This is a genomic window from Arsenophonus nasoniae DSM 15247 (assembly GCF_000429565.1).
GTDB classification, from domain to species: domain Bacteria; phylum Pseudomonadota; class Gammaproteobacteria; order Enterobacterales; family Enterobacteriaceae; genus Arsenophonus; species Arsenophonus nasoniae.
The window spans coordinates 14,031-39,650 of record NZ_AUCC01000026.1 but is presented as its reverse complement, the minus strand read 5'-3'; the positions used below and the strand labels follow the sequence as shown (position 1 = coordinate 39,650).

Annotated in this window: 22 protein-coding genes and 4 tRNA genes; 6 read left to right on the top strand and 20 right to left on the bottom strand. The window is 38.7% G+C overall.

The genetic code is table 11. The features are described 5' to 3' along the window. The first annotated feature begins 164 nt into the window (after positions 1–164). Positions 165–635, top strand: a complete 471-nt coding sequence (locus G468_RS0107880) for a thioesterase family protein (RefSeq protein WP_026822665.1) — start codon at positions 165–167, stop codon at positions 633–635. 113 nt (positions 636–748) lie between these two features. On the opposite strand, the gene corA is transcribed toward G468_RS0107880, so the two are convergent. From corA to lptM, 7 genes are all read right to left on the bottom strand, one after another. Continuing rightward, positions 749–1,699 carry a magnesium/cobalt transporter CorA gene (gene corA / locus G468_RS0107875; RefSeq protein WP_026822664.1) on the bottom strand — a complete coding sequence of 317 codons (951 nt, stop codon included), beginning with the start codon at positions 1,697–1,699 and terminating at the stop codon, positions 749–751. Between the two features lie 95 nt (positions 1,700–1,794). After that, complete coding sequence (gene uvrD / locus G468_RS0107870) at positions 1,795–3,957, bottom strand: DNA helicase II (RefSeq protein ID WP_135677412.1); 2,163 nt, start codon at positions 3,955–3,957, stop codon at positions 1,795–1,797. A 64-nt stretch (positions 3,958–4,021) separates the two neighbouring features. Beyond that, positions 4,022–4,738, bottom strand: coding sequence for a 5-amino-6-(5-phospho-D-ribitylamino)uracil phosphatase YigB (yigB, locus tag G468_RS0107865; RefSeq protein WP_026822662.1), 717 nt, complete (start codon positions 4,736–4,738; stop codon positions 4,022–4,024). Then, on the bottom strand, positions 4,739–5,653 hold the full coding sequence (gene xerC / locus G468_RS0107860; protein WP_026822661.1) for a tyrosine recombinase XerC: 915 nt from the start codon (positions 5,651–5,653) through the stop codon (positions 4,739–4,741). It abuts the gene before it with no gap. Beyond that, positions 5,650–6,354: a DUF484 domain-containing protein gene (locus G468_RS0107855; protein WP_034249542.1), complete on the bottom strand. Its 705-nt coding sequence runs from the start codon at positions 6,352–6,354 to the stop codon at positions 5,650–5,652. Before G468_RS0107855 ends, xerC begins: the two co-directional genes overlap by 4 nt. A 28-nt stretch (positions 6,355–6,382) precedes the next feature. Beyond that, on the bottom strand, positions 6,383–7,207 hold the full coding sequence (gene dapF, locus G468_RS0107850; protein ID WP_026822659.1) for a diaminopimelate epimerase: 825 nt from the start codon (positions 7,205–7,207) through the stop codon (positions 6,383–6,385). 41 nt (positions 7,208–7,248) lie between these two features. Further along, a complete protein-coding gene (gene lptM, locus G468_RS20130; RefSeq protein WP_034249540.1) occupies positions 7,249–7,428 on the bottom strand; it encodes an LPS translocon maturation chaperone LptM in 180 nt (59 codons plus the stop codon). Between the two features lie 85 nt (positions 7,429–7,513). Between lptM and cyaY the strand changes: the two genes are divergently transcribed. After that, positions 7,514–7,837, top strand: coding sequence for an iron donor protein CyaY (cyaY, locus tag G468_RS0107840; protein ID WP_026822658.1), 324 nt, complete (start codon positions 7,514–7,516; stop codon positions 7,835–7,837). Positions 7,838–7,869: 32 nt separating this feature from the next. On the opposite strand, the gene G468_RS20125 is transcribed toward cyaY, so the two are convergent. Then, positions 7,870–10,437, bottom strand: a complete 2,568-nt coding sequence (locus G468_RS20125) for a class I adenylate cyclase (RefSeq protein WP_034249538.1) — start codon at positions 10,435–10,437, stop codon at positions 7,870–7,872. 553 nt (positions 10,438–10,990) lie between these two features. On the opposite strand from G468_RS20125, the gene hemC reads away from it, so the two are divergent. From hemC to hemY, 4 genes are read left to right on the top strand one after another with little or no spacing between them, the layout of a single operon-like run. Further along, positions 10,991–11,932, top strand: a complete 942-nt coding sequence (gene hemC / locus G468_RS0107830; protein ID WP_026822657.1) for a hydroxymethylbilane synthase — start codon at positions 10,991–10,993, stop codon at positions 11,930–11,932. Further along, complete coding sequence (gene hemD / locus G468_RS0107825) at positions 11,929–12,666, top strand: uroporphyrinogen-III synthase (protein WP_026822656.1); 738 nt, start codon at positions 11,929–11,931, stop codon at positions 12,664–12,666. Before hemC ends, hemD begins: the two co-directional genes overlap by 4 nt. A 21-nt stretch (positions 12,667–12,687) precedes the next feature. Beyond that, positions 12,688–13,932 (top strand): uroporphyrinogen-III C-methyltransferase, encoded by a 1,245-nt coding sequence (gene hemX / locus G468_RS0107820; protein WP_026822655.1) that lies wholly within the window; start codon positions 12,688–12,690, stop codon positions 13,930–13,932. After that, on the top strand, positions 13,929–15,122 hold the full coding sequence (gene hemY / locus G468_RS0107815; RefSeq protein WP_026822654.1) for a protoheme IX biogenesis protein HemY: 1,194 nt from the start codon (positions 13,929–13,931) through the stop codon (positions 15,120–15,122). Before hemX ends, hemY begins: the two co-directional genes overlap by 4 nt. A 1,084-nt stretch (positions 15,123–16,206) precedes the next feature. Here the strand turns inward: hemY and G468_RS0107810 are convergent. The 12 genes from G468_RS0107810 to rfbA form a co-directional block, all read right to left on the bottom strand. Beyond that, positions 16,207–16,283, bottom strand: a tRNA-Pro gene (locus G468_RS0107810). A gap of 62 nt (positions 16,284–16,345) precedes the next feature. Beyond that, positions 16,346–16,432 (bottom strand) — tRNA-Leu (locus tag G468_RS0107805). A gap of 19 nt (positions 16,433–16,451) precedes the next feature. After that, a tRNA-His gene (locus tag G468_RS0107800) sits at positions 16,452–16,527 on the bottom strand. A 73-nt stretch (positions 16,528–16,600) separates the two neighbouring features. After that, positions 16,601–16,677, bottom strand: a tRNA-Arg gene (locus tag G468_RS0107795). Between the two features lie 149 nt (positions 16,678–16,826). Beyond that, positions 16,827–18,206 (bottom strand): bifunctional threonine/serine APC transporter ThrP, encoded by a 1,380-nt coding sequence (thrP, locus tag G468_RS0107790; protein ID WP_026822653.1) that lies wholly within the window; start codon positions 18,204–18,206, stop codon positions 16,827–16,829. Positions 18,207–18,473: 267 nt separating this feature from the next. Then, positions 18,474–19,211: a lipopolysaccharide N-acetylmannosaminouronosyltransferase gene (wecG, locus tag G468_RS0107785; protein WP_026822652.1), complete on the bottom strand. Its 738-nt coding sequence runs from the start codon at positions 19,209–19,211 to the stop codon at positions 18,474–18,476. A 27-nt stretch (positions 19,212–19,238) separates the two neighbouring features. After that, the gene (gene wzyE, locus G468_RS0107780) at positions 19,239–20,576 is read right to left on the bottom strand and encodes an ECA oligosaccharide polymerase (RefSeq protein WP_026822651.1); all 1,338 of its coding nucleotides are present in this window, start codon (positions 20,574–20,576) and stop codon (positions 19,239–19,241) included. Further along, entirely contained in the window at positions 20,576–21,658 is a 1,083-nt protein-coding gene (locus G468_RS0107775) for a TDP-N-acetylfucosamine:lipid II N-acetylfucosaminyltransferase (RefSeq protein ID WP_026822650.1), read from the bottom strand. The genes wzyE and G468_RS0107775 overlap by 1 nt, the downstream gene beginning before the upstream one ends. Next, complete coding sequence (gene wzxE, locus G468_RS0107770) at positions 21,655–22,905, bottom strand: lipid III flippase WzxE (protein ID WP_026822649.1); 1,251 nt, start codon at positions 22,903–22,905, stop codon at positions 21,655–21,657. Before wzxE ends, G468_RS0107775 begins: the two co-directional genes overlap by 4 nt. Position 22,906: 1 nt before the next feature. Next, a complete protein-coding gene (gene rffA / locus G468_RS0107765) occupies positions 22,907–24,037 on the bottom strand; it encodes a dTDP-4-amino-4,6-dideoxygalactose transaminase (RefSeq protein ID WP_026822648.1) in 1,131 nt (376 codons plus the stop codon). Continuing rightward, positions 24,024–24,746 (bottom strand): dTDP-4-amino-4,6-dideoxy-D-galactose acyltransferase, encoded by a 723-nt coding sequence (gene rffC / locus G468_RS0107760; RefSeq protein ID WP_026822647.1) that lies wholly within the window; start codon positions 24,744–24,746, stop codon positions 24,024–24,026. Before rffC ends, rffA begins: the two co-directional genes overlap by 14 nt. Beyond that, positions 24,724–25,605, bottom strand: a complete 882-nt coding sequence (gene rfbA, locus G468_RS0107755) for a glucose-1-phosphate thymidylyltransferase RfbA (protein ID WP_026822646.1) — start codon at positions 25,603–25,605, stop codon at positions 24,724–24,726. Before rfbA ends, rffC begins: the two co-directional genes overlap by 23 nt. Between the last annotated feature and the right edge of the window lie 15 nt (positions 25,606–25,620).

Genomic DNA, 25,620 nt, shown 5'->3' with positions numbered 1-25,620 from the left:
ATAATTTACTATCAAAACAAACGAAATAATGACTACTATTAATTTTCAGGATCGCACAATACACTCTATGTTAAAGACGAACCTCGCCCATTCCGGCAGGCGAAATTTTGCCGAAATGGGCAAGAACCCTTTTGTAACATAGCGTTGTACATAAGAGAATATTTATGAATACGCCTACCTTTACATTAGACGATGCTCAGAAACTTATCATTGCAAAATTTATTCATGAGATGCCGTTCAACCAATTATTAGGTCTTGAGGTGTTATGCTTTGATAAGACACAGATCAAGTTGGTTTTTAACAATAAACCAGAATTGATAGGCAACTTTGAACAGCAGATCTTACATGGTGGTGTCATTGCTTCAGTATTAGATGTTGCCAGCGGCTTAGTTTGCATTGGTAATGTATTAAATCGAATGACTTCATTTTCAAAAGAAGCGCTTAGAAAACGCTTATCAACGATTGGCACCATCGATTTAAATATTAATTACTTGCATCCTGGTCGTGGTAAAAAATTTATTGCTAGTGGCAAAATCATTCGCACAGGTAATAAGATCTCCGTTGCCCGAGCCGAATTGCATAATGAAGAAAATAAACATATCGCAACCGGCATAGCCACTTACTTAGTGAGTTAAAATAACCAAGCTAGCAAACCATAAAATCTATATTAAATTAAACGCTATATGAAGCTTAAGTTATCAAGTTGGTCTTTCGCTGTATTCAAGTTTTCTTTTATCGTCTGATAAATTCAGAGCCAATTTTTACGTTTAAAATAAAGATAGGGTGCCAGCCCGGCGATAATCATCAATATAATTGCTGCCGGATAGCCAAAACGCCATCCTAATTCAGGCATAAATTCAAAATTCATACCGTAACTGGACGCCACCAGCGTTGGCGGTAAAAAAACCACAGAAACAACGGAGAAAATTTTAATAATACGACTCTGTTCAATATTAATAAAACCCATTGCTGCTTGCATAAGAAAGTTTACTTTTTGAAATAGCGATTCATTATGGGGTAACAGTGATTCAATATCACGTAAAATATCTCTTGCTTGCTCTAACTGACCTGCCGGCAATCTTGCCCGGCGGATCAAAAAATTTAATGCTCGTTGACTATCCATCAAACATAATCGCACTTTCCAGCCAATATCTTCTTGTTCCGCTAAATTAGAAAGCGCACTATCAAGTTCATCTCCTTGTTTACCTTCCAGAATAATTCGGCTTAACGATTCCAATACGCTATAAATATTTTCTATTACATCAGCAAGTTGTTCAATTTTAGTTTCAAATAAATCTAAAAATAACTCATAAGCATTAGCATCGATCAGTTTTTGACTTCTTGAACGCATACGATACAAACGAAAAGCCGGCAGATCACGCTCCCGTAACGTATATAAGCGACCATCACGAAAAGTGAAAGCAACCGTCGAATTACCAACATGTTCATCGCTATCTTGATAATAAAAAAATGAATGAATATGTAAACCATCTTCGTCCTCAAAAAAACGAGCCGAAGCTTCAATATCGGTTAATTCAGATGGAGTTACTAATAATTGTTTCAATTCAGTTTGTACTGTTTGCCGCTCTTTCTCATCAGGCTCCATTAAATCAACCCATACAGCATCTGTCAGTTTTTCACCTTCATCAAGTTCCAGACGAGACAAACGGTGGTTGTCTAATTTAAATGCCAGCAGCATATTATGGCGCCTCCTTTAGAACCCCAAATAGTAAAATAAATAGAGGATTAATTAGTAACAAAAATACTAGATCCTGCAAGCAATAATATGTTCAGTTATTGCAACTCTAATTTGGCGTAAGCGGCAACTAGCCATTTAATCCCTTCGCCCTGAAATGCTATCTGCAAGCGGCAACGCTCACCATCGCCTTCCAAATTAATAATAGTTCCTTCACCAAACTTAGGATGACGCACCCGTTGACCTAATGCATATCCACTATCATTTCGATTAATTGGGGTACCAAGTCGTTGATGGCTAATTGGACGTGAAACCGTTGCACGTAAACGGACTTCTTCGATACATTCTGTGGGTAATTCAGCAATAAAACGCGAAGGACGATGGTAAACTTCCTTACCATATAATCGACGGCTTTCCGCATAAGTCAGCGTCAATTTCTCCATCGCCCGAGTCAATCCAACATAAGCTAACCGTCGTTCTTCTGCCAGCCGTCCGCTCTCTTCCGCACTCATTTGACTTGGAAACATACCTTCTTCCATACCCACAATAAAGACCAATGGGAACTCTAGACCTTTTGCCGAATGTAGAGTCATTAACTGAACGGCATCCTGATGTAGTTCCGCCTGCCCTTCACCCGACTCCAACGCAGCATGAGACAAAAATGCTTGTAGTGGCATGAGATCTTGATCTTCTTCTTGATAGCTAAACTGACGAGTAGCAGTGACTAGCTCTTCAAGGTTTTCAATACGCGCTTGCGCTTTTTCACCTTTTTCCTGCTCGTACATTGCCCGCAGACCTGAGTCGCGGATCACTCGGTCAGTTTGAACATGTAACGGCATATCCATCGTTTCTTTAGCCAATGCATCAATTAACTCAAGAAACCGTTCAATCGCCCCCGCCGCACGGCCGGCAAGAACTTTCTCTCTTAATAAATATTCACAACTTTCCCAAAGCGTGAGTTGTTTCTCGCGTGCCGCCTGACGAACAGTGTCTAATGTTCGTTCTCCTATGCCGCGAGTGGGCGTATTAACCACTCGTTCAAATGATGCATCATCATTGCGATTGGCAACCAAACGTAAATAAGAGAGTGCGTCTTTAATTTCTTGCCGCTCAAAAAAACGTTGGCCGCCATAAATTCGATAAGGCATTGAAGACTGCAACAAGGCCTCTTCAAGTACCCGTGATTGGGCATTGCTACGATAAAGAATGGCACACTGTTTTAAAGAGCCACCTTTCTCATGCCATTGCTTAATGCGACTAACTACATAACGTGCTTCATCTAACTCATTAAAGCCACAATAAAGCGAGATAGGTTCACCATCAGCCCCTTCTGTCCAGAGATTTTTCCCTAATCGATTATTATTGTTGGCAATCAATGCGTTAGCCGACTTCAAGATATTGTTAGTCGAACGATAATTTTGTTCCAGCCGGATAGTTTCCGCTGCCGGAAAATCTTGCAAAAAACGTTGAATATTTTCTACTTGCGCGCCACGCCAACCATAAATTGACTGATCATCATCGCCAACAATCATCACCTTACCGGTATCACCGGCCAAAACACGTATCCAGGCATACTGAATACTATTAGTATCTTGAAATTCATCAACCAGAATATTGGTAAAACGATCACGATAATGTTGTAGTATATGTGGTTTATTCAACCACAACTCATGGGCACGCAATAAAAGTTCAGCAAAGTCAACTAATCCGGCCCGATCACACGCTTCCTGATAAGCCTGATAAACTCGCAACCAAGTTGCTTCTGTTGGATTACCATAACTCTCAATATGCTGGGGCCTTAATCCTTCATCCTTCTTTGCGTTGATGTACCACATAGCCTGACGTGGTGGCCACTTACTCTCATCTAAATTGATGGCTTTGATAATTCTACGTAATAATCGATATTGATCATCACTATCTAAGATTTGGAAATCTTGCACTAAATTGGCATCCAAATAGTGCGCGCGCAATAGACGATGGGCCAAGCCATGAAAAGTTCCTACCCACATACCGCCTTGATCGCTACCTAATAACGCATTGATACGATGACGCATCTCAGCTGCCGCTTTATTGGTAAACGTCACCGCCATAATAGAGAAAGGCGAAACCTTATCAACCGCCAGTAACCAAGCTATTCGATGAACAAGTACCCGAGTTTTACCACTACCAGCACCGGCAAGTATTAGCATATTCGTTCTAGGTGCCGCAACGGCTTCGCGTTGCTTATCATTTAAGTTTTCAAGTAAATATGAGGCGTTCATGGTTACCATTAAATTAAGAGAGCAGTCAATGAATCACTACTGTGTTTTTAACCAGATAAGAAGATTATACCAGCGTAATGAGTGAAGCCAAACCGGTTATCTCAACATGAGGCAATATGTCATTCTTATTGGCGGTTAGTAAGTTACTATTATTAGTATTGATCCAACAAGCTTGCATGCCACTCTGTAAAGCCCCTTGAATATCCGTTGTTAAATCATCACCTACATGCAAAATTTTATCCAATACAATATTAAATTTCTGCGCGGCAAGATAATACATATCACTAAACGGCTTAGCGCGTCCATCTGGCCCCGCTTTTAAAACAAATTGAAAATAATCGCCTAATCCGCAAGCATAAGGATCGGCATTGCCATTAGTAATGGCCGCTAGTGGGACTTTTTCGGCTAAAGTAGATAAGGTTTTATGGGTTAATTCTGGGATGACAATTTGACTACGCCAATAAGAAAAGTGTGCCATTATATCGTCAGCACCGCCAGCAGATCCTTCGCTATCGTAACCGTAATGACAAAGTAACGCTTTTACTGCTAACCAACGCCACTGTGTGACATCATGATAAATTTCAGGATACTGATTAACAATTAATGTTTGATAGTTTTTTAAATCGGCAAATTGAAGCTTATCAAAGCGATCGTCATAACAACGAATAAAATTTAACAGTTCTTGTTCAGTTTTATCTATAACAGGACGATTATCATACAGTGTGTCATCCAAATCAAAAGTAATCGCTGCAATAGGTGCTAATTGCCGATAAAAGCGCACTCAAGGTTTCTCCCTTTTTGCTCGTGGATGAGCCACATCATAAACCTTGGCTAAATGCTGAAAATCTAGATGAGTATAAACTTGGGTGGTAGAAAGATTGGCATGTCCAAGTAACTCTTGAACTGCCCTCAAATCTCCGCTTGATTCCAAGATGTGAGTGGCAAAAGAGTGACGAAGCTTGTGAGGATGAATATGACTTCTAACCCCCTGACGAATTCCCCATAACGCAAAACGCTTTTGTACATTACGAGCGGAAATGCGTTTGCCTCTTTGTATTGAGATAAAAACCGCCTCGTCTTGCTTAGCATATTGCTGACGCATCTCAAGCCAACGAATTAACCATTCTACAGCTATACGTCCTAATGGTACTTTCCGCTCTTTACTACCCTTTCCCATAACCCGAACTTCACCACTTTGTAAATCCAAATGTTGGCAATTCAAATTAATTAACTCAGATAAACGTAATCCAGCACCATACATTACTTCCAACATGGTTCGATCACGTACAGATAAAGGATCTGCTAAATCAATATTTAGCAACTGATTGACTTCATCCACATCGATATTTTTAGGTAAATGGCGTTTATTTTTCGGCGCTCTGATTGTCTTAGCTGGATTAGCTGTTATTAGGCCCTGCCCAACTAACCAATCTAAAAAACTTCTTAATGACGAAAGACGTAAAGCAAGACTCGCGGCCTGCAATCCTTGTCGGCGACACTTTGCAACCATCATACGAACATGTGATGTCTCTAATTGTGCCCAATCATTGATGTCCATATCTATAGCCATATCCACTAATACGGCTAACTGACGTTGATAATTAATAAGCGTCACTGGACTTAGCTGCCGTTCTACACGTAAGTAACGTAAAAAATCATCAATTTGTTGCTGCAAGCGTTGCCGTGTTGCATTCATGCCCGTGTTACCCAGCGCAAAAGCAGATCAGGTAATAATTTGGCTAAATGGTCAAGCATGGTCGTTCCCATACCTTTTTGATAATGTTGAATATCACGACTACTAAAGATCACCATCCCTAAATTACCATAAAGTCCTAATAAAGAAACAGCCACCGAACCAACATGATTTGCATCTGGCATTAATAACAATATTTCGGGATTATTTAACGTGCCAAGATAGTGATTTTTTCCACCAAATCGCTGAATACGGACAGGCTCAAAAGCTTGACGTGAAATCATAACTTTTTGTGCATCCATCGGTACACCTAGCTGCCAACAATCACTAAACAAGCGAATATAAGCACCACTCAAACCAAAACTTCTTGACCAGGCATATAAACGTTGCTGAAAATCGGCAAAGTCATCTGCCGTTGATAGCTGGATAACCAATTTTAACAGTCGATTAAAGAGTATTTCATTATTGCGAGCCTGCTCAACCAAGAGTTGCATATCCTGTTCTAGATTTTGGATACAAACTCGTTGACGCTTCATAGACCATTCAACTAATGAAACCGCGTGATGAACAGGATGAGGAACCCGCATCTGTTCAACAGCAGCGGCATTGCGAATAAAAAAATGAGGATTGCTTTTCAGATATTCCACGACAGTCTGATCATCTAACAGAGGTTGAGGATCAAATGCTGCTTCTTTTTTATCCATAATAAAAGACCTTTTAACCAAACAAAACCTAGAAATGAATAACACCATCATAAACATGTGTCGCTGGGCCTGTCATAAATAGAGGATGACCCAATCCATTCCAACGAATTTTTAGCATGCCACCGGGTAAATCAACACGGACACTTTTTCTTAATAAGCCTTGCTGAATACCGATAGCAACAGCAGCACAGGCACCACTTCCACAAGCCTGTGTCTCTCCTACACCACGTTCATGTACACGTAATCGAATGTGTTCATGATCAATAACCTGCATAAATCCTATATTAGCCCGCTCAGGAAAACGTTCATGTTTTTCAAGCATCGGCCCCAATAAAGCCACTTCAGCCGTGTCAATATCTTCAACCTGTAATACGCAATGAGGGTTCCCGATAGAAACGACTCCACATAATATTGTTTGTTGTTGAGTTCTAATTATATAAGTTTTCTCAGATTTTTGCGCTTTAAAAGGCACTTTATTTGGTTCAAACTCAGGAACTCCCATATTGACACAAACATCTTCATTTTCTGCTACCGATAATGTCAATCTACCGGATTGAGTACTTACCTTAATATCGCGTTTGTTTGTCAGTTTTTTAAGGCGAACAAAACGCGCAAAACAACGGGCACCATTACCACATTGAGCCACTTCACTACCATCGGCATTAAAAATACGATAATGAAAATCAAGATCAGGATCATAAGGTGCTTCAACAACTAAAAGCTGATCAAATCCAATCCCCCTATGTCGATCTGATAAACGACAAATAAGCTCAGGAGAAAAATAAACATTTTGAGTAACGGCATCTACCACCATAAAATCGTTACCCAAACCATGCATTTTGGAGAATTGCATTTTCTACTCCATCATAATCAATTGGCTATTTTTTCATTAATCTATTGGTGAAGTGTTTCTGTCTGTATCGATTGATGTTCTGTCTCTTTAGACGATATCGTACTTTCAGCCTTTTGTTTAGCTGTTGTTTTTGCTGGAAAATAGAGTGGCCCTTTCAAACCACAGGCAGAAAGTAGGGTTAATAATATCGATATCATAAATAGCCAAATTAATTTTTTCATTATGTTAAAGCCTGCATTCTTAAATCATTATCCTTTATAATCTATAATCGCAGTTAGGCACAGAAAAGCAAATAGGAAATTGGCGATGACTGACACAGAATTTCATCAACTGGTTGATAAATTGATGGATAGAATAGAAGAACAACTCGATCAATATGATGGTAATAATGATATCGATTGCGAAACCCATAGCGGTATTATGACGCTAACCTTCGAAAATGACAGTAAAATTATTATCAATCGCCAAGAACCACTCCATCAAATATGGCTAGCAACGCGCTCAGGTGGTTACCACTTTAATTATAAGGCAGACAATTGGTATTGTGCTCGCAGCAAGAAAAATTTTATCCAAATATTAGCCTATGCGATTAGTGAACAAAGCGGTGAACCATTTTCATTTGATCTTTAACTACTAAAAAAACAAATATCATTCTTTATTATTTAATGTATATAAAAACTAACGCCTGATTCTTCACGACAGACATTTTCATTGAACTGTGAATTAGAAAATGAGCCAGACAAATAAGGAATGACTTGATTTTTATCTTCTACTTTTATTATCTGGTAAAATTGCGGCAAATTAAAATTGACTAAATTTGTACGGTAGGTAGAACGATAATGTGATGATGAGTAAAAACGGCTTACATCCCTAACAAGTTCTTCTTTATTTCCTTCACAATGTGAATAAATTTCTACCCGATTTTTTTCATCTAAAATATAGATATTAAAACCATGATTATCTTCCGTATCCTCAAAAAAGAATTGCACAATCCCTTCACTTGCATAACCATCAACAACTAAAGGTAGATGATAAGTTTCTTTGACATTCAATTTTATCGGTAAGCCATGTAATTTATTATTAGAAATTGCACCATAAAATTCGACTGCATTTTCCAATTTCTGCACAGAAACATTCAACCGCTCAAAAAACAATCCCCAGGTTTGACCTGCAATACGTAATGCCTTGAAACGCCCTGAGTCATTACAACTGCTTGAGAGACGGAGTTCAATACATTCTGAAACCAGCTGTTGAACACGTGTACCAATCAACCCTCGCATATGTTGGCTATAACAAAAAACTTCAACCACATCTGGTAGCTCAGCATCTTGATGCATTTTGCCCAGAATCGTTTTTAATGCTTCCAACATAGATTGCTCACCAGAGAAATGCAGTGTTCTCACCTCATTCCAAGAGTTGCGATACAGTAGATCAATACTGCTGACTAAGCATTGTGGTGGATCACCAAAACTCAATATGTCTAATTTACGTAAATCAAAATGGATTATTTGATCAGAAAACACCGCTGTCGGATCTTTCTCTAAATTAACAATTATGGCTAAGTGGCGAATTTCACAGGGGCTATATAAAGCTTTTGGTGTGGGAGCCAGTAAGCGAATAGGGAAATTTGTCGTTATATCATTAACAAATTGATGTAATTTATTTTCATCACATTGTGATCCACCGTTATGAATATAAATATGAGATTGTTCTGTCAATAAACCATTAAAGTAAGTCCAGGCCACTAATTTACTAAGATAACGGTTATATTCTAACGGCTGATGTCCAATAATAGAATCTATCGTCGGCGCCTTATTATATAAGTACCAACCACTACGATTCGCGCACCCGGCAGGAACATAAATAAAAGTGAGATGACTCTCAGATAAATCTGGCGAAATTTGCGGATTAACCAAAGTGACTTTGCCTGGTAATACTTCAAAGGCTGCATACAACTTCCGCGTCAACACACCAATATCTTGTGGACTAGCACTTACTCGTAAATTATTACGACGTGCAAAGCGAATAAGGTTACGATAACTTTGCATCATGGTATCAAGTAATTCATTATGCGCATCTCGAACCTGCTCTATTTTCCAATAATTTCGCTTGTCGAGAATATTTAATCGCTCTGTACTCCAATCCCATGAAGTAACAAGCTGTGATAACACATGCCTTCGCCAACCATCACTCGCACAGTTATTGTTTCCACCCGACAATTTTTCACAAACTTTGAGGTAAAAACAGCGACGAATCAAATCAAGACGCTTAAAATCACCGATTTCTATCAAATAACGCGTAACGCGTTCTAACATTAAACAATAGGCATCTAGGCCATAAGAAACAATTTCTCCTGCATGCAAGTGTTTCTTAAATTCCATTGCAAGCAACATACCACGCGGATAATCCCAGGAATAAGCTTCAAGTAAAATACTTTTCAGCACAGCTTTATAAGGAGAATCAACACTTTTATACAGTTGCCATAAACTTGCACCAAAATACTCTTCAGCTGATAATTCACCTAAACCACCTAAATCTAACCATTCATTTGGGGTTAAGACTCCTCGTGCATACAACAATAAAACATATTCATCGTAATTGGTTTCTTCTTCTGCCGGTACCATCATCCATAGTAAACGTTTCCCTGCCATACGAACCGCTGTACGATAAAATTCATCCAACAGTAATATATGTTGTGTCGTTCCACAATCTTCGCCACTTAGGCTACCACTCGTATGGTGGCGAAAACGATTTTCATCAATTAAAAAGAAAGTAGCATCTATACCAAGCGAGGACGCCCATTGCTCAATTAATGTGCATTTTTTTTGTAAAAGTTGTCTTTCTTCTTGATCTAACCATGATTGATGACATACCCAAATATCCAAATCAGAAACATCACTTTGCCCAATTGATGATGTACTTCCCATGGAATAGATACCTGTAATAGGTAATTCACCATTGGTTTGTTGTGAAGATAGTTCACAAAAGAGATAGGCCTCAAACTGCTTTAACCAATTAATTTGTTGAGTATCAGGCGCAAAAAAACAGACACCATTAGGTACATTACCTTCAATATAACCAGGTAACATAGGATGATGATAATTTAATAAAACTGGTAGCAATCCATATACATGCTTGAACGCTTCATTCATAGAAGATGATGCTCGTTCCAGTCGTAATTGATTGATCGCATCCAATCTTTGCTTCAGTGTCTCAATATAAAGATACAAAAGTTTTGCCTGAATTAACTTTAAAAATGAATAACCTCAACTCAGCCATTGGTTCCTTTATTATTAGGGAACGATAACAGCGATATGCTTTTTGAATAGGTTGCTAGAAACGTGATCAATTTAACATTTTGTACCCAAAGCGTAAAGTACATTACCTCTACATTAACTGTTTATTTTTTACACTAAATGCTTTCCATTCTTTCACATAAAAAATCTTTTTCGTTTCTAAGAATTTCAAATAGATGATCCATATAAAAAAGAAAACAATTAGTTAAATTTTCTTATTAAATTTCTTATAATTATTTTCAATGATAAATATTCAAATAAGTATAAAAAAATTAATTAAATATGCTTTTATTTGCTTACATCCAATAAAAAAATCATTTTGCCGCCATTGTAACCCTCCTTTTTTCTGTCTACAAGCTGTACTATACATTAGCTATATTTATTAAGTGCTCAGCTATAACTGGAAAAAGACTTATCAAAATGTTAAAACTGGCTACCTTTCCTTTATAATTCACTCATAATCTAACTACCTAAGAAAAATAAAAACATGTCAATACAAACACTGCGTATCGCAACAAGGAAAAGTCCATTAGCAATGTGGCAAGCGATTTTCGTGAAAACACAACTAGAAAAACATCATCCAACACTAACGATCGAACTTATTCCCATGAGTACTCAAGGTGATATCCTACTCGATACTCCCCTGGCTAAAATTGGTGGCAAGGGGCTTTTTGTCAAAGAATTGGAAAATGCCCTACTAGAAAATCGAGCGGATATTGCTGTTCACTCCATAAAAGATATTCCTGCTACTTTTCCTAATAACTTAGGATTAATGGCTATTTGCCAGCGAGGAGATCCTCGTGATGCTTTTGTATCCAATCAGTATGATTCCCTTGATGCCCTTCCAGCTGGGAGTATTATTGGAACATCAAGCCTACGTCGCCAATGCCAACTACGTCATACTTATCCCCACTTAGTTATTCAAGATCTGCGCGGTAATGTGGGAACACGGCTGAGTAAATTAGACAATGGGCAATATGATGGTATTATTCTCGCTGTGGCTGGTCTAAAACGTCTTAATTTAGAAACACGGATACGTATGCCTCTGCCACCAGAGCACTCATTACCTGCCGTTGGCCAAGGCGCAATTGGTATTGAATGCCGTCTTGATGACCACCATACACAACATTTTTTAGCGCCGTTACATCATCATGATACGGCTATCTGTATTCAAGCAGAACGAACCGTCAATAATCGATTGCAAGGTGGCTGCCAAGTCCCAATAGGTAGCTATGCTATTTGGCAAAATAAACAAATTTGGCTTAGAGCGCTGGTTGGTACGCCTGATGGTAGTCAAATTATTCGTGGAGAAAGATCTTTTAAGCCTGAAGATGCTCAACAAATGAGTATTGAACTTGCTGAAGAGTTACTCAATAATGGCGCCAAACAAATTCTTAACAACATTTTCCCAGGAGCATTTTCTCGATGAGTATATTGGTCACCAGACCAAACCCCAGCGGTGAAAAACTTGTTCAACGTATTAGGTCATTAGGAAAAAAGGCCTTTCATGCCCCACTGATTAAAATTATACCCGGTAATGAACTGGCCCTTCTACCGACTAAATTAGCCAAGCTAACTAATGGTGATCGGGTTTTTTTCTTATCGCCAAACGCAGTTTGGCATGCTAATTCAGCGCTTCATTTAACAGGACGAAAATGGCCTGATACGCTATCCTATTATGGTATAGGGCACTCAACAGCATCCGCTTTTCACCAATTAACTAATTTGCCTATTCAACTATCTCAAAAAGGTGAAACGAGTGAAACATTACTTGAATTACCTGGTTTACAATCACTATTAGGCAAAAAATCTTTGTTATTGCGGGGTAACGGTGGACGTGAACTACTCGCCACAACATTAAAATCGCGCGGAAGCCATATTGATTATTGTGAGTGTTATCAACGTCAACCAATAAAATATGATCGACAAATTTTCCAGTTGCAATGGCAACAGGCAAATATTAGAACAATTATTGTTACCAGTGGCGAAATGTTGCATTTATTATTTAACTTAATTACAGATGATGTTAAACCTTGGTTTCTTTCTCGCCATTTAATTGTTGTCAGTGAACGTTTGGCTAGTACTGCCTACCAATTAGGATGGCAATCAGTAAAAGTAGCCAAAAGTGCTAATAATGATGCTTTAATTCAGGCATTAATATAAACCGATATTGAGATATTAATTATGACGGAACAGAATAAACCAAATGAGGCAAATGAAAACACATCAAATGCCTCTACAACAGCAACGCAATCTACAGCCAAAAATGGTATCTCTCATAGGCAAAAGCGTTCTGGTCTGTTTGGTAGTATAATTACTATCGTACTTATTATCATACTGGGTGGTTGTCTCTATTATTATCTTAATCTAAAGCATCAACAAATAGTCAATGAAAGCAGCGAACTACAACAACAAATAAATGAACTACTGCGTCAACAAGAAACAGAAAAACAGCAAATTAACCAATTAACTGAATCTCAGCGTATTACCCAGTTAGATAAGAAAGAATATGAGCAACAACTTGAACAGAGGGTTGAAGAATTACAAGCTCAAATCACAACACTTTCAAGTACTGATGTAAAACGCTGGTTACTTGCCCAAGCTGATTTCTTGGCCAAAATGGCTGGCCGAAAACTTTGGAATGACTATGATCCCGTTACGGCGATTGCTTTATTAAAAAGTGCTGATTCAAGCCTAGCAGAAATGAATGATCCTAATTTAATTGAGATCCGAAAAACGATTAATAGTGATATCAGTGCGCTATCAGCCATTACCCAAATTGATTATGACGGAATTATTTTAAGACTTAATCAACTGAGCAGTGATATCGATAATTTACGCATAAATGATAGTACTCCAGATGGTAAACCCATGGATGAAGATAGTACTGAACTTTCCAATAATATTACTGATTGGAAACAAAATCTTAGCCAAAGTTGGAAAAGTTTCAGTAAAAATTTTATTACCATTCGTCGTAGAGATTCTCATGAAACCCCTTTACTTGCACCTAACCAGGATATTTACCTACGCGCCAATATTCGAGCACAACTACTGATTACCGCCCAAGCCGTACCTCGTTATCAAGAGCAAATTTACAAACAATCCTTAGAGCAAGCTTCAACTTGGATCCGGATCTACTTCAATACCAACGACGCAGCAACAAAAGCCTTCCTCACCGAAGTGGATAAGCTAATTGAACAACCTATTACGATGGATATTCCCAGCGAATTAAAAAGTTTATTACTGCTCGATAAAGCATTACAAAAACGTATTCAAGGACAAATCCCTTCTTCTGCAACACCGATACCGCATAAGACTCAACCAACCAATGAAAAGAAAAAAAATCAAGACATAAAAATAGTGCCCCCTACACCAACCGAAGAGGCAGTGAAGCCAAGCAATAAAACCGCGCAGGAGAAAACTGCATGATAAAAGTACTGATCCTTTTTATTGTACTAATTGCTGGCATCATCATTGGTCCCATTGTCGCAGGGCACCAGGGTTATGTACTTATCCAAACCAACAACTACGATATTGAAACCAGTGTAACCGGCTTAATCATCTGTTTTATTATTTTACAATTTATCTTCTGTTTTGTTGGCTGGTGCTATCGTCGTATTCGCGGCACGACATCATTTACCCATAATTGGCTAAAAGGCCGTAAATATCATAAAGCGCATAGTCAAACGCAAAAAGCATTACTAAAATTAGCGGAAGGTGATTTTTCACAAGTTGAAAAACTACTGACACGTCATGCTGACTATGCAGAACAACCCGTTGTTAACTATCTACTGGCAGCCGAAGCTGCTCAACAACGTGGCGATGAATATCGTACCAATCAATATCTTGAGCGCGCAGCTGAAGTCGCGGGCAATCATCAACTTCCTGTTGATATTACGCGCGTCCGTATACAACTTGCCGAAGATAAAATTTACGCCGCACGTCACGGTGTCGACAAATTACTGGACCAGGCACCGCGCCACCCTGAAGTCTTAAGAATGGCAGAACAAGCCTATCAGCGGTCTGGGGCTTATCAAGCGCTTATTGAACTTTTGCCTATTATGCAAAAAGAAAAATTATACAGTGCAGAAGAGATCGATAAATTACGCAAAAATGCCTATAAAGGTTTGATTAATCAATATACGGCTGAAGGTGGCAGCGAAAATCTAAAAGATTGGTGGCGGTCTCAAGGACGTAAAATACGTCATGATCCGGTACTACAATCGATCGTGGCTGCTCGCCTTATTGAATGTGACGATAGTGAAGCAGCAGAAAAAATTATCACTGATGGACTAAAACAGCAATATGATGAACATCTTTTATTGCTGGTTCCTCGTTTACAAGTCAGCGATAGCAAAGCTATGAATAAAATCCTACACAATCTAATAAAACAGTCTGGTGGTGCCACTCCCTTACTAAATAGTACTTTAGGTCAACTTGCATTACAGCATGCTGAGTGGCAAGAAGCGGAAAAGTACTTTAAATCTGCTTTAGCACAACGTCCTGATGCTCACGACTTTGCCTGGCTTGCTGATGCTTTAGATAAACAGCATAAAGCTGAAGAAGCTGCACAAATTCGCCAGCATGGCTTACTTTTTTCATTAAAGCATGTAAATTGATAGCTATCTCTTCTCTATTGTTTTGACCTGGCCTCTAACTTTCAGAGGCTTTTTACTCTCATCGATTAATTTGCCATTTTGACGTAAAGCTATCTAAATTAAATAGCATCAATGATTCCCCTTGGATAGAATTTTAGCTTTGTTAAATAATAAAAAAACACCCATCAAAAGATAGGTGTCAAAATACAATCAGGTCTACAGACGGATTGTGCCTCACTCAACGTTGCGTCCGGTTGGTGATGGATATTATTGCATCGATAACGTGGACAATAGGCACATTAAATTGGCTCTGCGTCATCCTATAGTTTATGATGCGAAACGCAATCACAAGAAGCTGGATGAGCATCTACACTCTATCTAAAGCATAATTCATGCCAGATATCATTTTTATATTCAAAGACACTCTTTTTATCCCTATTGATGAACAAATATTCATCAATCAATCATTGATTGCCTTTTAACAAAATGATTTTACTTATTTTGATTGTCACAACCCACAATACGCATGGCTAAACTGTCTCTCTTTAGAGACGCTATAGAAATATTTATATTTTTTCTTTATTTTTCATGTAATAAGATGTCTCTTTATAGAGACATTAAAAGTTAATTTTGTTGTTAAAACACGACAAATTTTTATAAATACAAAAAAAACAACATTTTAAATACAATTATGCCATTTTTTCGCTATAAAAATGTGGCAATCGGCATTATCAGATAATGAATATAAACTGATATATCCACACTCATTTGTTTTTGTTTAGCTGAATATAAAGGTATCAACGGCATAGGGACAGCTAGATATCTAGCCAATCCTCTGCCAGACCAACCAGAATGGAGGCCGCCCCGAGCGGTTCGAAAAATTGAGATTATGTGAGAACGTCATTCCGACATTTGGTCGCCCGCATGCAGTTGTGCTCTACTTGATTTGCCGTGATCAGCTTATGACGAGACTTTCATCCGCAGGAATGCGCGATGCTGGGCACAAAAAATAAAACTGATACGGATTAAATATTGTGGGATTACCATTGTGGTACGCTGAGGCTACAAAAAAACCTGCAATTAGTGTGCAGGTTTTTTTTAAATTTGGTCGGCGAGAGAGGATTCGAACCTCCGACCCACTGGTCCCAAACCAGTTGCGCTACCAGGCTGCGCTACTCGCCGAAACAAAACAATCTCTGTTTTAATAATGCTTTTTATGTAATTTTTAAAACTTATTTATATTATGGTGCGAAAGGGGGGACTTGAACCCCCACATCCGTAAGGATACTAACACCTGAAGCTAGCGCGTCTACCAATTCCGCCACCCTCGCAAACTGCATAAAACAAATATGGGGTGACTAATGGGATTCGAACCCACGACAACCGGAATCACAATCCGGGGCTCTACCAACTGAGCTATAGCCACCATAGAATCTTTAAAAATTCAATTTATTGAATACAACACTAATCCACTACACCGTAGCAGAGCACGCATTATATGGCGCGCCCGACAGGATTCGAACCTGAGACCTCTGCCTCCGGAGGGCAGCGCTCTATCCAGCTGAGCTACGGGCGCTTAACGCCGTTGCGGGTGAGGATAGTACGGATTTAATAGCATGCTGTCCAGTGATTTTTTAAATAAAAAGGTTATTTGCTTATGCTTTATCCATTTCAATCAAAAAATTAACCTTATCATCATTTTTTAGCCAGTTAAACAGGCTATTGCTAATCATTTTTCATCCTTTTACGGCAAAAAATTTGATTCAAAAAATAGATCACAGAAACAATCAATAAAAATACGCCACCCACAATTAATGACAAACGCGTATCGGGATTAATCACCATGCCAACAAGTACACACACCAAAAAAAGTAAGGTCAAATAATTCACGTAAGGAAATAATACCGATTTAAAAGTATGTTGGGCTAATTGCTGTTGATGCACTTGCCGAAAACGCAATTGACTCAATAAAATAACAAACCAAGGTATCATTCCAGGCAATACGCTCGCACTATAAACATAAACAAAAACTGCTTGTGGATCAGGGATAATGTAGTTGAGACCTGAGCCAACAATAAGACACAAAATGGTTAGCATTATGCACCGTGCAGGCACACCATTTGCTGTCACTTTCAATAAAGATTTTGGCAATTGACCATTTTGCGCTAAAGCATAAATCATACGCCCGCCACTATACATGCCACTATTACAGCCTGATAATGCCGCTGTAAGTACGACAAAATTAATTACTGCAGCTGCCGAAACAATGCCTACTTTGGCAAACATTAGCACAAATGGACTACCATTTTGGCCAATCTCTGTCCAGGGAAATAAGGTTACAACAATAAAAATAGCACCAACATAAAAAATTAAGATTCGCCATAAAATATTATTAATCGCTTTTTTTAATGTCACTTGCGGATTTTTCGCTTCTCCAGCAGTAATACCAACTAATTCAACGCCTTGATAAGAGGCCACAACAATACAAAGCGCAAATAAAAAGCCTTGCCAACCACCAGCAAAAAATCCACCATGCTCAGTCAAATTAGCTAAACCTATTGGTTCAAAATTATTGCCAATACCAACAAAAATCAGTCCTAATCCAATCAAGATCATCACAACAATCGTGGTAACTTTGATCATTGCAAACCAGAATTCCAATTCACCATACAAACGTACTGCGGCTAGATTAGCTAGTGCAACAAGTACAACCGCAATCAACGCAAAAACCCATTGTGGCACCTCAGGAAACCAAAATTCCGCATAGACACCAATCGCTGTGATCTCTGATATCCCAACAGCGACCCACATAAACCAATAACCCCAGGCCGTTAAACATCCCCAATATGGGCTCAAATATTTATATCCAAATGAAGCAAAAGCGCCAGTAACAGGTTCAAGAAACAGCATCTCTCCCATCGAGCGCATAATAAAAAAAACAAATAATCCAGCAACAATATAAGCCAGTAATACAGAAGGTCCTGCCCATTTTAATGTACTGGCAGATCCCATAAATAAACCAACACCAATTGTTCCACCTAATGCAATAAGTTCAATATGCCTCGCTTCAAGGCCACGACTGAGGCCTTGTTCCGGTTTCCCCATAGCAATTTCCTGCCCTTTCAATAATCACTTAATACCATATGACCTTTTTGGTCAAAATGACAGATAATAGTGCCGTAATGAAAACATGTTTTTAATAATAACGAAATAAAAATTTATAAATGTCATCAAAATAGTGGTAATTGCTCAACAATGAAAAAACAGTTGTAAGCTAAAAAACCTATTTTAAAGAAGATTTAGCAGATGGAATTGCCATTCATTAGCTGTCAAAGCGAACTATTGCAAAGGAAATAATATACAAATAAATGTCTAAAGTTTGCCACCAAAATAGTAAGCTAAAAAGCGCAATAATTTTATCTGTCTTTTGATACGACTTGGCTGAGCAAGCAATCGATATAACCATTCCAATCCTAATCGTTGCCATAATTTAGGTGCACGTTTTATATGTCCAGTAAAAACATCATAAGTACCACCTATTCCCATGTAAAGTGCATCGGGATAAACTTGCCGACAATCTCGGATAAAAATTTCTTGCCTTGGTGACCCCATCGCTACTGTCACAATTTTCGCACCACTGGCCTTGATGTGATTAAATAATATTTGACGTTGTTCAGGCTTAAAGTAACCATCTTGGCTACCAACAATATTCACCTGCCACTGAGTACGAAGTTTATTTTCGGTCTGTTTAAGAATTTTCGCTTTTCCACCCACCAAAAATACGGGTACCGCCTTTTGACCCGCGATTTCCATCAAGGCTTCCCACAAATCAGCACCCGCAATACGTGAAACCTTTGCTTGTGGGTATTTACGACGAATCGCTCTGACAATACTGACCCCATCGGCATACAGATATTCCGCTTCAGCTAAAAATGCATTTAAGTCACGATCTTGCTCTGCGGTTAGGATTTTTTCCGCATTGATAGCCACTAATGTTCCACTCTTAACCTGTTGATCAAAAAACAGATAATTGACGAAATGGGTTATATCATGGAAACCCCAAATAAGATGACCTCGAATATCATATTTCGGGATCACTGGTTGCTTCATACATTACTCCAGTCGCTATTATTTAGTTTATTTTTTACAATCATTAGTGATATATATGCGAATTAAACCAGCTTTGGCAAATAACCAATAAATAAATTTCGCCACCAACAGACAAAGTGCAAATACCAGACCAAAAAACACCACTCGTGACACGAAAGAGTCCACACCCTCACGGACAAGGACAATAATATTAAAAATAGCGCCAAAACAGAAAGCTTGCAGGATAACCGATTTATAACGATTGGTTTCAAGCTTACTTTTTTCATAAAGCCAATCAAACCACTTAATAGTCAAACCAACGCCAATCGCGCCTATAGGAATAAAAGCAACACCGCCCATCACGACTAAAGAACCAATTAATGTTGGCGATATGGCTAAACCAGAGTGATTATTAAGTACTTGCCAGGTAAAATAATTAGCTGAATTTAATACCAGATTAGGTCGTTCAGGCCATAACCAACTGGGAATAAAAACATAAAAATCACGTACAATAGGCGCTAATCCTTGGAATTCAATTTTGCCATAGTTATCTAGCAACAGAGCCAAATTTTCCCAAGGGGAAAAAGTATCACGGGTTAAATAAAGAAAAGTATAAAAAGCCTCAGCACCCCGAACATCCAATCCATAACGCTCTAATGCTAACCAAAACATGCCAACAATACCGATAACACCGGCAATAATTAGCATCCATAAATTAATCCAGCCACGGATGATGCCGATAAATAGGAAAAGTGCAAAAGCAATAATAATATTAGCCCGTGTTCCACCCACAACCAGATAAGTGAGTAGCCCAAAAACAACCGTGCTAAATAGAAAAAATAACCAACGATACTGGGTCGGTTTTAAAAAATAGACAATTAACATTGCCGGGATGAAGAAATAAAAAAAACGTTTTAATGCCACGCTAGAAACTTCACGAGAAAAAATCTGACTATAGGACTGTAAACGAAACAGTAAAAAGCCATTTTGTAAGAAAAATATCGCCACGGTCACAATAGCAATAAACATCAATAAGAAACACGTTAACCGCGTTTCTACCCCATTCATAGTGAATAATGGCTGTTTAGATTGCTGGACACCACTTCGCAAGCGGGTTTTGTAAGCAATATAATAAACAATGTAAAAACTGATAGATGAGAGCAATGCATTCAATAATGCATTGGTTGGCACCACACTAACATCAAACTGAAAAACAAGTAATCCCGTTAATGGGAAACCAAAGTAGAATGTTAATAAATAAAGTAAAGAAAAAAAGATATTAAAATTAAAACGTACGCGCCGAAATTCTCGATAGGTTAGCGCCAAAATTAATATTAGAGAGATAAAATAGACTATCGATAAGCCACCAAATTCCGCAAAAGTCATTACTGCTCTCCTATCGATGTCAATGCAGATTGCCACCCTTTAGTAAAATTAGGATTAAAAAAGGCTACCTGGCTTCTATCAATTAATGTCATTTTTTGTCGAATAGCAGTCAGTTGTCGTTCATCTAATTGCTCATCATAAAATAGAAAAGGAACATTTTGCTCGATAAGATCCTGCCAAAAGTAATTTTGACGGCTAATAATAAAAGGAATTCCAAACTGAATTAATAAGCACAATGTGCCGATACCCTGCTGTCTTTTGAAAATAAAGTAACCTAAATCACAACAACGCAGTAAAGTGAGATAATCATTAAAAGCGATTTTTTCCTTAATAATAATCACTTCGCCATTAGGGAAATAATTTTCCGCTGCCTGAGCGACTTCTGCAATATACATCTGATTATTATCGGGATATCCCATAGGAACAAAAATTTCAACTGGCTGATTAGCGAATTGCTTTTTGATCGCCTGTAATGCTTCAATATGTCGATTGGACTTATCACCTGAGTTACCAACCAGAATTGTTACTTTATCGGTTTGGTTAATCGATTTTTCATAAACGGTTAAGGCCGGATCCATTTTGGTTGGAAAATAGAGCAAAGATGTTGCTATCGCTGGATTTGAGTGAGAAAAATAATTTAAATCTCCTCGCGTTGCAAAAACATGCCCTACCCGTTTAAATGCCAGACGCCGTAAATAATAAAATAATCTAAATTTCAAAGCAGCTGAGTCCTCATAGAAATCAGCGCCCCAAATATGCCATAAAAATTGTTGTCGACGGATCTTGCCAAACAATAATGCTAACCAGATTGATACATTAAACTGACCATGAAAAAAGAATTGGCAATTTCTATCTGCTTTTGCTTGCTTAGCGATAACTTTAGCAATCGCCTTTTTATTATCAAATTGCTGAATGTGAAGACGTGGATAGCGTGAAGCTAGCGTGAGATCACGACTAACAACCATAAACTGTCTCTTTTCTCGTGATGGCATTGACAAAGATAAAACATCATTAAAAAATGCTAACACTGTCTGATTATGATGTGGGATGTCAGAGCCTAATACATGGATTAAGGTTTTCATGTCCGCCTGCGGTAAAGATAGAATATGCCACTACAAAGCATAAAATAAACGATATAAGTTGCCATATAGGCCTGGGCAGCACCTAAAGCGCCGTAAGCAGGTATTAACCAATAAGCAAGCCCAGTTAACAACGCAAATTGAGTCACTTCCGTTAAAATGTAAAATCGTAATGCTGCCTTAGCAATAACTAAATAACCGAACACATAAGCGCCGACTTTAAATACATCACCAATCAACTGCCAAGCAAAAAGATCGTGCATGGCGAGAAACTTATCGGAAAAAAGCAGCCAAATTGCCAGATCTCGCAATAGCCATACGGTAAAACTAGCTAACGCTACCGCCGGTAAAACAAATTTCAGTGCTTTAAAAATTTCTGCACTAATCTCATCTCTATGCTGCAATTTAGCTAAGGTTGGCAATAAATAGACGGTAAAAGATGCAGTAATAAACTGTAAATAAGCATCTGAAATACTACTCACTGCCTGCCAGATACCCACCTCATCCCAACTATAACGCTCAGCTAATAAATTTCTCATCATAATATAGGCAACCGGCAACGTGACTGAGGTTATTAACGCCATTAAAGTAAATTTAGCTAAATGATGACTAATAGCAGGATTCCACCTTGGTTTAAAAAACGACCAATTCAGTTGCTTATGGCGTAGGATCAGGATCGCTGCTGGCACAACAATTAATGCAGGCACTAAAGCTAATCCTACTAGCGCCCCTTGATAACCACTTAATCTAAAGCAAAAATAGTAAGCAATTACGCCTGCTAAACTACCAACAATAATCGATAGCGCATTACCTTTCGCATCACGGAAACCTTTTAATATAGCGAGAAAATAATTCGCATACGCAATCCCCATTTGTATCAATGCTAAGGCACAAATAATCGTTTGATAATGTGTATGACCAAATAGAGCCAAGCTGATAAATGAGCTAAATAGGAAAAAAATAAGCGCTAATAGAGTTGAAAAACCCAAAATAATGGATGATGAAGTGCCTATTACAGCAGCTAATTTTATGGGTGTCTGATGATATTCAGCAACATATTTGGTCACACCATTGAAGATCCCTGCACCGGATAAAACACCAAGTACAGTAATCAGTTGACGGAAATTTCCTGCCTGACCCACCCCACTAGGGCCAAAAGAAACAGCCAATAATTTGATAACGACTAACCCTGCCCCAATTTTTATTAAGGTTGAAATCGCTGTCCACACAGACGCTTTAGCTAATGACATATCACGCAAAAAAACATCGGATTTGCTTGATCACCTGCTGCTGTTCTTCATCGGTAAGATTATAGAACATCGGTAAACGAACTAAACGTTCACTTTCTTTCGTCGTATAACAATCATCACCATGAAAACGACCAAATTTATGGCCTGCTGGGCTGGAGTGTAAAGCGACATAGTGAAATACCGTCAAAATATTGACTGCTTGCATATGCTTATTAAATGCTGTTCTTTGTTTAATATCTTTCAGTTTGATATAGAACATATGGGCATTTTGTTGCAAATCTGAAGGTATAATAGGTAAATCTAGCTTACCAATTTCAGCCAAAGGTTTAAGTGCTTGATAGTAGTTTTTCCATAAATCTAACCTACGCTGATTAACTTTTTCCGCCTGCTCCAATTGTGCCCATAAATAAGCCGCTTGTAGATCTGACATTAAATAACTGGAACCAATATCTCGCCAGGTATATTTATCAACTTGCCCGCGAAAAAACTGACTGCGATCCGTGCCTTTTTCCCGCACAATCTCTGCCCGCTCAATAAGCAAAGGATCATTAATCAATACCGCACCTCCCTCGCCACCGGAAGAGTAATTTTTCGTTTCATGAAAACTATAACAACCAATATGACCTATCGTGCCAAGCGCTTTACCTTTATAAGTCGACATAACACCTTGAGCGGCATCTTCAACAACATAGAGGTGGTATTTATCTGCCAATGCCATAATGGTATCCATCTCACAAGCCACACCAGCATAGTGAACAGGGACAATAGCGCGAGTTTTGGTGGTGATCGCCGCTTCAATTTTATTCTCATCCATATTCATGGTATCGGGCCGGATATCAATAAATACAATCGTTGCCCCCCTTAGCACAAAAGCATTCGCGGTAGAAACAAAGGTAAAACTTGGCATAATAACTTCATCACCAGGTTTAATATCCAGTAAAATCGCCGCCATTTCCAAAGATGCTGTACAAGAAGGGGTTAGCAGCGCCTTCGGACACTGGAAATGCTTTTCCAGCCACTTTTCGCAACGCTGAGTAAAGTACCCATCACCACATAACTTGCCACTTTGCATGGCTTCTTGCATATAATTTAATTCAGTACCAACAATCGGTGGTTTATTAAATGGGATCATGTCGTCCTCGATATAACCAATAAGCGGTGCTTTCAATTTGTGCACCCATTTGCGAATACAGACGCATGGCGCCTATATTGCTGATTTGAGTTGCTATTCTTAATCGCTCTACCCCTTGCCGCTCACACCATTGGCATGCTGCTATCATTAATTGTTTACCAACCCCTTTACCCTGATGAGTAGGAGCTGTGGCTAATAAACCAATCCGCGCCTCTTTTTCAACGGCGAGTTTTCTAAGCGTAACAAAGCCCTGAATGTCTCCTTGTACATTTTTGACTAACAAGCAGCCATCATCAAAAGAGCCCTTAACGGCTTTTTCAAGCCACACAGAATAAAAACGAGCATTGTCGACCAATTGATACCAGGGCAGGCGAAAACGGCTATGTGAAAAAGCCGTAGCAGCAATAGTTTGCAATAATTCAATATCCTTTTCAGCCGCCACAACCAATTCAGCACTATGATTTTTTACGCAGCTAGCAATATTTAGACAAAAATCAATTTCACTTTCTACCAGCCAAAACCCCATCGCTAACATTGCGTCAATCAGTTCAGTATTAGCAGTCGCAATTTTGGCTTGCACAAGATCATATTCGGTTAATTGAGCTAATGAAACAATTGGTGCATCAGGTGCAAAATGCAACTTTGCCGTTTTACGTTTAAAAAAATCACTTTCCCAACTGAGTATTTCAATATTGGCGTGGATAGACATGCAGCAAATCCTGTAAATATTGACCATAACCGGTTTTCGCTAGTTTTTCCGCTGATTTTCTAACCTGTTCATCCGTCAACCAGCCGTTACGCCATGCGATTTCTTCTAGGCAAGCGATCTTAAATCCCTGCCTTTTCTCAACGGTTTGTACAAACATACTCGCTTCAATCAAGCTGTCATGAGTGCCGGTATCTAACCAGGCAAATCCGCGGCCTAAGAGCTCAACATTTAGTTGACCATGCTTAAGATACATTTGATTCAGGCAAGTGATCTCTAGCTCTCCACGTGACGAAGGTTTAATTTGTTTTGCAAAGTCAACCACTTGATTATCATAAAAATAGAGACCAGTAACCGCCCAGTTGGATTTAGGTCGCTGTGGTTTCTCTTCAATAGACAGCACTTTAAATTGTTTATCAAATTCAACCACACCAAAACGTTCAGGATCCATCACCTGATAAGCAAAAATCGTTGCCCCCGACAGACGAGCTGTTACAGATTTCAATTTAGGGCTAAAAGCCTGCCCAAAATAGATATTGTCACCTAATATCAGACAGCAAGCATCCTTTCCAATAAACTTTTCACCGATCAAAAATGCTTGCGCTAAGCCATTAGGTGAGGGTTGTACGGCATAACTGAAATGAACACCAAAAGCATCACCATCGCCAAGTAAACGCTGATAATCAGGCAGATCTTCCGGTGTCGAAATAATTAATATTTCTCGGATGCCAGCCAACATAAGGACCGAAAGCGGATAGTAAATCATCGGTTTATCATAAATAGGTAGCAGCTGTTTAGAGACACCACGTGTAATGGGATACAAACGGGTTCCAGAGCCACCAGCCAAAACAATGCCTTTCATCACTTTTCCTCGTTT